Below are 6230 nucleotides of genomic sequence, written 5' to 3'. Positions count from 1 at the left end.
TGGTTGACTTAGAGACATTCTTCTTAGTCTCTCCCAATTAGATTGGGGATACCGTGTTGACTGCCACGGCGCACACATTTGGCTATGTCTGCATCTAATACAAACTTCGCCTTATGTTGAATACAGAGTTTAATCTGCTTAATCGCATCGTGACATGACCTGCCCGGTCTAAAACCATAGCTGTTTGGCTCAAAAATTGCCTCCCCTGAAGGCTCAAGTGCGGATTTTACTACGGCTTGTAAGGCTCTGTCGTACATTACAGGTATACCCAGAGGGCGTTTTTCATTACTTCCTGGTTTTGGTATCCAGACTCTTCTTGTTGGTTTGGATTTTCCAGTTAGCTTTAATTCCCTTGCCAGTTCTAGACGCTCTGCTGGGGACAAGGATTTTGCCCCATCCACTCCTGCCGTCTTTTTTCCCTGGTTGTCCTGAGTCACCCTTCTTACTGACAAAACCCTATTAGACCAAGACCTCATCAGCGTATAAGTGAAGTTTACGAACTTTCTTGACATCTCCACAACGGGAAGCAGCGAAAATGCGTTTTTGCAACTTGAAAACATATCTTTCGGCTTGACGCCAATTAATAGCTTTCCATCCCTCTGTATTTGTTGACAAATCAGAATTAGGCGTGTTCATTACTAATTGCACCTTTTCACTTAAATCACCTTCGCGGTTTACGTCTGCATATCCTGGGCATTACCCCATCCCTTTTTCGGCATTACCTGTTAATTCAGGTTAGGCATTAGCTTCTTAAACCATCCCAGCCTTTCGCAGCGTGTAGCCTGACAGCCTACCTCAACAATTATTTGAAGAGGAGCATACAAAAGGATTACTTCGTTCCTAATACTCATTGATTAAATCCGTTAGGGTTTGTCTCTGGGCCGGGGTTCTAGGTGGTGCGCTATCTCGGTTGTAGAATTCTGATAGTCCTTACCCTTGCCAGATATTCCTGACCCAGAAGTTCAAAGAAGTTCAAATTTCTTTGATTAGCTTATATCCTCTGGTAATTGAATTACGACGGTTGTATCGACAATTCGTTAGCTTGCGCTTCTACCCCACGACTTCATTACTTTTCGTAATGATTCGGTTAGAGGATTTTTGCTTGCGTTGTCGGTATTCAGCTATCCCGATTGTACGCTTTCACCCCCGCTTTACATAAAGTTTGTCAATCTTTATGTAGGGGAAACCAGGTTTAACTCTGGTTCTCTGTGTGCTTTCAATCACGCACCATGATGTCAGGACTTGGTTGATCTTGGATTTTGGTTATAATGTTAGTTTGCACCTTCATTTTTCCCGTTTTCCCCTAGTTTTATTAGCTAGTTGCTCGACTAGGTTTCCTCACCTGCATGAGTAATAAGTTATCATCAGTGGGGGATTAAAGTGCGAACTCCAACCCTATTGGGTTTACCCCACCGTTGCTAGTCATCTCCCCTTTCGGGTTTCGACCAAACGAATCGCACCTACAAATTAACTATTCAAGTTCGCGACTAACCTAAAATGTTCACTCCGTCAGACAGAGTGCGGCTTATGAAGGAAATGCGGAAATCTCCTTCTGGAGACTTGCTTGCTAAATGGGAGGCGTCGTCGCAGTGGCTGTCTCGGTTTGAGGATAGCGATGATTGGTCGATCGCCCTGATGGATGGCGATCGCACTCCTTGCGTTACAATTGGTTTTGTTTTGGAGTGATCGCACGAGCGATCGCACTGGGTGACATTTGATGAAGTAGACGGATATCAGCGTTTGCTGGCAGGATTTAATGAGATTCCCGAACCTTTGCCTAGAGTTGGTGCTCCCAAAAGTTACTCGCGGGGGGCTTGGGTTTTTGAAGCTCAACCGCGCGTTCGACGCCGCAAAACGCTTGTAGAAAGGCGAGGCGGTAGAGGTGAAAAATTTCGACAAAATGCACCTGCACCCCGGCTGGATTTGTTGTTAGCTGTCGGAGAATGTACGCCGCAGCAGTTGATGGAAGCGCTGGTGCTGCCAGGGGGACGCTGGAATAATTTCGACCCGGAACCGATTTTAACTGACTTATATCAGAACAGAGATTTATGGCTGAATTTTATGATGCTGCCGCTGATTGCGGAGGATGAAAATAGCGGTAGGCTGTATAGTAATTTGGGTTTATTGCTTCGAGATTTGGACGATCGCTGGCACGCTGATACGCTTTATATTTGGAGTAGGGATGATGATTGCGTGTATCCGCTGGTTGATTTTGGGAAGACTTGGATGGCGGATGACGTGCAAGTGATGGATCGCGATCGGGCTTCTGTGTTTATTGGTTATGGAGGTTATGAAAATCCGCCGCCGGTTGTGGTTTACTGGTGGGATTAAATCACATTTTTTCCCCCATTACGACTCAAAAATTTAGCTTCTATACAACCGAAAAACTTAACCCCTGCTGATAAAAGGGTTTGGTCTTATTTCTGAGAGTTGACATCTTCATGTTTGTTTACTTCTCTCAATTTACGACCCAAATATTTAGCTCCTCTACGACGGACAAACTTAGCTCCTGCTGATACAATAGTTTGGTCTTGTTCCTGAGAAGTGTTGGGATTTTTGAGTTTTTGTTTGTCTTTTCCAAAACTAGCAATAAATTCAAAAGCTGGTATCAAGCCTAGTAGCAATATTAGCACAACCAAAAATATCGGCATCAGCAATAATCCCAGCAATAGTACAGCACCCTTACCCTTCAGACTAACCAAGATGATGGTGATAATGTTCTCCCACCAAGAACAGCCCCAGCGTCCACAAAATTCTGCCAAAATTAGTTGCATGCTTATGTTTACTCCTTAAACTGTATGTCCCTAACTTTTTTGTTCAAACCGCGCTTTGTGCTTTCCTAAATAAAAGTAGCGATCGCACTTTGGTATCAAAATCAAATCAGAGGGCTCGCACGTTGGTAGAAATAGCGATCGACCTGGTAAATTTAGCTAAGTATCAATCAATTTGGCAAAGAAGGTGGTGGTGGGGGAGACTGAGAGGGTCGGGGAATATAGCTCGGTTTAGGACGACAAGCTTCTATAATTTCGTTCCGAAACTGGTTAACTTTATCATTCTTTGTACAAAACAGAATGAGATTATTACTACTCGTGTAAATGGCAATATAACGCTGTTTTACAACAAAAGCCAACACAATGAAGATAATACCAATGAAAAATAAACCGAGGGTTAAAATTCCGAGTCCGAGCAGCCACCAAGTACAGCCTTCCCCAATTTCAACTGCTTTGACATTTTGAATGGGAATGACAATTTCTTTGATTTCTAAACCAAAAAATGAAGTAAAATTTCCTTGTAAGGTATCCCCAACAATTTTAAGAGTTGCTGTACCGCTGGTGCGGACGGGAACTGCACCGACTAATTGACCGGGAATACCGCTGATTTGTGTAACTGATTTAGACTTCATGTCTTTGATTCTTGTAGGAAAAAGTATTAGATTGGTGGGGATTATTTGTTTTAAATCTTGCTGGCACTTACCTCCTGGATTGAATGCGGTAAGGTGCGCACTGCGCACCCTACATAATTAGGTTTTGCGTCCCAGATTGAATTAGGCAATGGTGTAGAAGTAGGCTCGACCTTCTTTAGTTAAACTTGCTTTACTTAATGCTACAAGTACCACTAATACTTCCTGAGCGTAGAAGTCAAGTTTATGACCATAGGTATAGGGGAGATTCAAGTTGTTAGCGACGGGCTTGAGAACGGTAGAAGCATCTTCAGGTGTAACTTTACGACCCTTTAGTTGGTTGTATAGATACTCCACAACTTTGTCAGGAATATCGTCAGAGTAAGTTTTTTGTTCTTTCCTGGGATTGACTTGTTCTACTCGGTAATAATCCTCTTGGTAGTAGATTCGGCGATGGTTGCGCAGTTCGACTTGTCCGATAAACTTAATCAATGGTTCCTCCTGGTTTAGTTGAGCGATCGCATTTTTATAACTTCGTTTTGTAGCGGTAAGGTGGCATTGTCCACCTACAGATAGAGCTGGTGCGTAAATCCTGTTCGTATTTAGAAAGAGATGGTTTACGAAGCCTAATTCTACCTATCTATTAACTGCCCAAATCTTCGTCAAGTTTGCGTTTCATGTCCCCAGAGATAGGTAAATTACGAATTTCTCCGCACAGACGCGATTTTGATTCTCCGTTTTTAAGGCGCTGTCTGTAAATCCCAATTAGCACTGATTCAAGACCATACTTAGACAACATTTCTGTAGCTAAACCGATGATTCCAAGCAGTGCGATTCCGCCTAACATACCTGCCGGGCCACCTAACGCTGCTAAAGCTGCTGTAATTGCAGCCCCACCTGCTAAACCTGTAGTTGCCATCACAATTACCAGCATAATTGCGGGTAATCCCAGTGCCGCAGCTTTTCTAACAAATTCATCCATTTTGCGATACCTCACTCTTTCAATTAAAATGTCCATTCGTAATCTGGATCGTCAAGGGCGGCTTTGACGGATGTTAAATTAGCAAGGTCTTTGAAGAAACTAGACTTAGCTATTTCGGTAATTGAAGTCATGGCTAAAGCTAACTGGTTATTATCACCGATCGCTATTGCCTCATCTACCTTTTCAAAGAGAAATTTGAAATTATTAGCACGTTCATCAAACGAGCGTTCAAGATACTCGATAAAAGCATCGCGTTTTGCTTGAATGTCGGCAATCGTTGCTTTTTCCCAAGCTTCGATGCCGCGCCGTTTAGTCTGCTCTTGCTCTGCAACTATTTTGTATTCGGTGTAAGCTTCAACAACATCGCGGAAGCACTCAGCCGCAGAGCCAGGATTAAAAATTTCTACAGGAACTTTTTTAGCTTCCATTTCTATTTCCCTGGTTAAGTAGTAAGGTGGGAAATGCCCACCCTGCAAATAGATTTTCTGCGTAAGTCTTGAGACTACTTCGATCGCGATTTCTATTTCCCTGGTAAAATCCGATATTTCTCCAAAACTTTCACAGTACCGAGGTTAAGCTTACCGTCACTGTTTAAAACAGGGGTTTTCAACATTTCTACAAGTCCCTTCATCAGAAGGCCTACCTGTTGGAACTTCTGGGCATCCCTCTTAGCATCAAAAGGCTGAGATTCCAGTTGACTCAAAGCTTCAACAGCACGAGTGTTCATGGATTTAAACACTCCTCTCAACTCAGTTATCCGCTGTCTTACCTGTTTGGCAAAGTCCTTAGCAAGTTTCATGTCTGCGATCGCCTTGTTGACTTTAGCTTCATGCTCTCGCGCTTTTGTCATCGCTTTCTCGCCTTCACTAGCAGCAAAAAAGCCACCGATCGCCAAAGCTGGTAAAACAGTTATACCGCCTAGCACAGCAGCACCCAGAGCCATACCGCCGCCACCAGCCGCGATCGCTCCACCGCCAAACCATGCTAAAGTTGCATTCCAAGCAGCCGCTCCGCTGAGAGTTGAGATAGCGGTTCCCGTGCTTGCTGCTCCTATTGAAGTCGCAACACCAATAGCGCCGCCGTAACCTGCTGCTGCGGCTCCTGCCGATTTAACACCTGCCATGAAATACTCTTCTGCTCCTACCGCAGCAGCTTTGTACTCCTTAATCTGCTGAACTGAAAAATCCATCCCTTCTAAAAGCCGCTTTTCACTTTCTGAAGCCTTCCGACCCGTGTTTTCAAGGAAGGTAACAAAGCGCTTAATTGTGTTTCTTATGACATTCAGTTGGAGTTGACCGTACTCTTCTGCTACTCTGTTTGTGGTTGTTTCTTCTATTTTCAAATCTTCAACTGCCAACTCGAATCGCTTTTGAGCTTCCTTGGCAAGTTCATTAGCTTTTTGACCTGGATAGAATGAAACCATAAAGTACCTCCGATTTATGGACTTTGACTAAAACGATTCCTAGATGAGAGTGAGAAGCGATCGCAGGTTTAAACTTCCAACTATTAACCAAGGGAAAGTCAAAAAATTATGCAGACACTCACGGGAAAGTTTGCCATCTGCCAGAGTATCTGGCCCTCAACCGCCCCGATCGCTTACTCACTTAACTGAGATTTAGCCTAACTGGTTTTTCTGCCAACGTCAAGTATATGAGCAATAATATCTCATTCAAAAGAGATAAGCGCCGGCAGGGATAGGTCGCTTACCCACTTCAGCCTTGTTATACAGCGAAGCCCTACACCCTCAAACGCTCGATAATTCACGGCTTAGCCCCACAAATACGCTATATTTGATGCCAGCCCAGCAGCGGGCTAGCAGCTCGGTCATTGACGAGAGTCTAGCTATTC

At 43.9% G+C, this 6230-nt stretch carries 8 protein-coding genes and 1 pseudogene; 2 read left to right on the top strand and 7 right to left on the bottom strand.

What is annotated here, in order from left to right:
• Window positions 1–65: 65 nt before the first annotated feature.
• Window positions 66–636: pseudogene (locus QUB63_RS24585) on the bottom strand (reverse transcriptase N-terminal domain-containing protein); the annotation flags it as partial.
• An 861-nt stretch (window positions 637–1497) separates the two neighbouring features.
• Here QUB63_RS24585 and QUB63_RS24580 point away from each other — a divergent pair.
• Together QUB63_RS24580 and QUB63_RS24575 are read left to right on the top strand one after the other, a co-directional pair.
• Window positions 1498–1686, top strand: coding sequence for a hypothetical protein (locus tag QUB63_RS24580; RefSeq protein ID WP_332947943.1), 189 nt, complete (start codon window positions 1498–1500; stop codon window positions 1684–1686).
• Window positions 1687–1707: 21 nt separating this feature from the next.
• On the top strand, window positions 1708–2331 hold the full coding sequence (locus QUB63_RS24575; protein ID WP_332947942.1) for a hypothetical protein: 624 nt from the start codon (window positions 1708–1710) through the stop codon (window positions 2329–2331).
• Window positions 2332–2417: 86 nt separating this feature from the next.
• Here the strand turns inward: QUB63_RS24575 and QUB63_RS24570 are convergent, their stop codons facing one another.
• The 6 genes from QUB63_RS24570 to QUB63_RS24545 all read right to left on the bottom strand — a co-directional run bounded on the left by QUB63_RS24570 (window position 2418) and on the right by QUB63_RS24545 (window position 5805).
• Window positions 2418–2774 carry a hypothetical protein gene (locus tag QUB63_RS24570; protein ID WP_332947941.1) on the bottom strand — a complete coding sequence of 119 codons (357 nt, stop codon included), beginning with the start codon at window positions 2772–2774 and terminating at the stop codon, window positions 2418–2420.
• A 167-nt stretch (window positions 2775–2941) separates the two neighbouring features.
• The gene (locus QUB63_RS24565) at window positions 2942–3403 is read right to left on the bottom strand and encodes a hypothetical protein (RefSeq protein WP_332947939.1); all 462 of its coding nucleotides are present in this window, start codon (window positions 3401–3403) and stop codon (window positions 2942–2944) included.
• A 141-nt stretch (window positions 3404–3544) separates the two neighbouring features.
• Entirely contained in the window at window positions 3545–3892 is a 348-nt protein-coding gene (locus tag QUB63_RS24560; RefSeq protein WP_332947938.1) for a hypothetical protein, read from the bottom strand.
• 151 nt (window positions 3893–4043) lie between these two features.
• Window positions 4044–4418, bottom strand: a complete 375-nt coding sequence (locus tag QUB63_RS24555; RefSeq protein ID WP_332947937.1) for a hypothetical protein — start codon at window positions 4416–4418, stop codon at window positions 4044–4046.
• Window positions 4406–4810 (bottom strand): hypothetical protein, encoded by a 405-nt coding sequence (locus tag QUB63_RS24550; protein ID WP_332947936.1) that lies wholly within the window; start codon window positions 4808–4810, stop codon window positions 4406–4408. The genes QUB63_RS24555 and QUB63_RS24550 overlap by 13 nt, the downstream gene beginning before the upstream one ends.
• A 92-nt stretch (window positions 4811–4902) precedes the next feature.
• Entirely contained in the window at window positions 4903–5805 is a 903-nt protein-coding gene (locus tag QUB63_RS24545) for a hypothetical protein (protein WP_332947935.1), read from the bottom strand.
• Window positions 5806–6230 lie beyond the last annotated feature (425 nt).

Origin of the sequence: Microcoleus sp. ARI1-B5 (genome assembly GCF_036705795.1) — a bacterium.
Lineage (GTDB): Bacteria > Cyanobacteriota > Cyanobacteriia > Cyanobacteriales > Microcoleaceae > Microcoleus.
This window is presented reverse-complemented; position numbering and strand designations above follow the sequence as displayed.

What these genes read in the sequence shown, in the direction of transcription:
- QUB63_RS24570 (WP_332947941.1), bottom strand. Translation starts at nt 2,774, where the DNA reads ATGCAACTAATTTTGGCAGAATTTTGTGGACGCTGGGGCTGTTCTTGG.
- QUB63_RS24555 (WP_332947937.1), bottom strand. Translation starts at nt 4,418, where the DNA reads ATGGACATTTTAATTGAAAGAGTGAGGTATCGCAAAATGGATGAATTT.
- QUB63_RS24550 (WP_332947936.1), bottom strand. Translation starts at nt 4,810, where the DNA reads ATGGAAGCTAAAAAAGTTCCTGTAGAAATTTTTAATCCTGGCTCTGCG.
- QUB63_RS24580 (WP_332947943.1), top strand. Translation starts at nt 1,498, where the DNA reads ATGTTCACTCCGTCAGACAGAGTGCGGCTTATGAAGGAAATGCGGAAA.
- QUB63_RS24545 (WP_332947935.1), bottom strand. Translation starts at nt 5,805, where the DNA reads ATGGTTTCATTCTATCCAGGTCAAAAAGCTAATGAACTTGCCAAGGAA.
- QUB63_RS24565 (WP_332947939.1), bottom strand. Translation starts at nt 3,403, where the DNA reads ATGAAGTCTAAATCAGTTACACAAATCAGCGGTATTCCCGGTCAATTA.